General features: G+C 35.2%; 2 tRNA genes and 1 rRNA gene. All 3 read left to right on the top strand.

The window, feature by feature from the left end:
- Nucleotides 1–88, top strand: a 5S ribosomal RNA gene (rrf, locus tag ACLGGR_RS19160); the annotation flags it as partial.
- An 828-nt stretch (nucleotides 89–916) separates the two neighbouring features.
- Nucleotides 917–992: transfer RNA gene (locus tag ACLGGR_RS19155), tRNA-Val, on the top strand.
- A 33-nt stretch (nucleotides 993–1025) separates the two neighbouring features.
- Nucleotides 1026–1101, top strand: a tRNA-Thr gene (locus ACLGGR_RS19150).
- Nucleotides 1102–1147 lie beyond the last annotated feature (46 nt).

Below are 1147 nucleotides of genomic sequence, written 5' to 3'. Positions count from 1 at the left end.
CCGTTCCCATACCGAACACGGAAGTTAAGCTCTTCAGCGCCGATGGTAGTTGGGGGTTTCCCCCTGTGAGAGTAGGACGCCGCCAAGCTTCTATAAGGATCAGTTCCATGCGGAACTGGTCTTTTTTTGTGTTTTGAATGACTTGCTTCTATATAATAGGTTCGTAAAGTAAAAATACATTGTTCCCTCGTTGATTGATAAATAAATTAAACTTTACTTTCCTTCAATTTATCATTTCAGTCATCATATGAACCAGCAGTTCAAATTATCAAGGGTCAACACTAAAAGCATAAGAAAACCTCTCCTTGGACTAAATAGATGTAAAGTGGTGATGTATAGGGTCACGAGATAGAAAGGCACCCTCACCCCAAAGGGGATAGTCAGCTATTGTTAAATTTTTAACTTAAAAGGAGAGAAGAGAAAGAAACAATACTAATATTAATTCTCCTGTTAAAACTTTATATCGATGATAAGACTGTTGAGTGTTTGAAGCAGCAGAAAAATTAATGTGAAACGATTTGTTGAAAAATAGTAAAGACCAGTAATTATTTTTACACTTTTTTAGGCAAAAAAGATTTCTCAGAAAAATAAAATAATAATAGAATTTCTTTTTTGGATGTTTTTTATCCAGAGATATATGAAATAAAACAAGGATATGAAAGCTTCGAAATTGCTGTTTTTGCAATGATAGAGCCATATTAGCGCTCTTTTTAACAAAAAAACATAAAAAAATGAAAAAAAGGCTTTTAAAATGATGAGACAAGTGGTAAACTTCTTTAGGTGCCTTAACGAAAAGGTGAAAAAACAGCTTTAAAATAAATTCAAAAATTATTTTAAAAAAGTCTTTACAAACAATATCTTATCGTTATATAATACTATTTGTCAGATCGAGAGATACTTCGAAACGACACAATATGGAGGATTAGCTCAGCTGGGAGAGCATCTGCCTTACAAGCAGAGGGTCGGCGGTTCGAGCCCGTCATCCTCCACCATATTTATTCTTACATAATGTTAGGGTAGATAAAGCCGGTGTAGCTCAACTGGTAGAGCAACTGACTTGTAATCAGTAGGTTGGGGGTTCAAGTCCTCTTGCCGGCACCACTTTCATATGGTAAGATAGACAAGTCGCTTTAAAAGCGAGCCATTA

This window comes from Bacillus sp. BD48 (assembly GCF_046566805.1).
Taxonomy (GTDB): Bacteria; Bacillota; Bacilli; order Bacillales; family Bacillaceae; genus Bacillus; species Bacillus safensis.
Note: the sequence above shows the minus strand (reverse complement) of the source record. Positions and strands in the feature narration are given on the sequence as shown.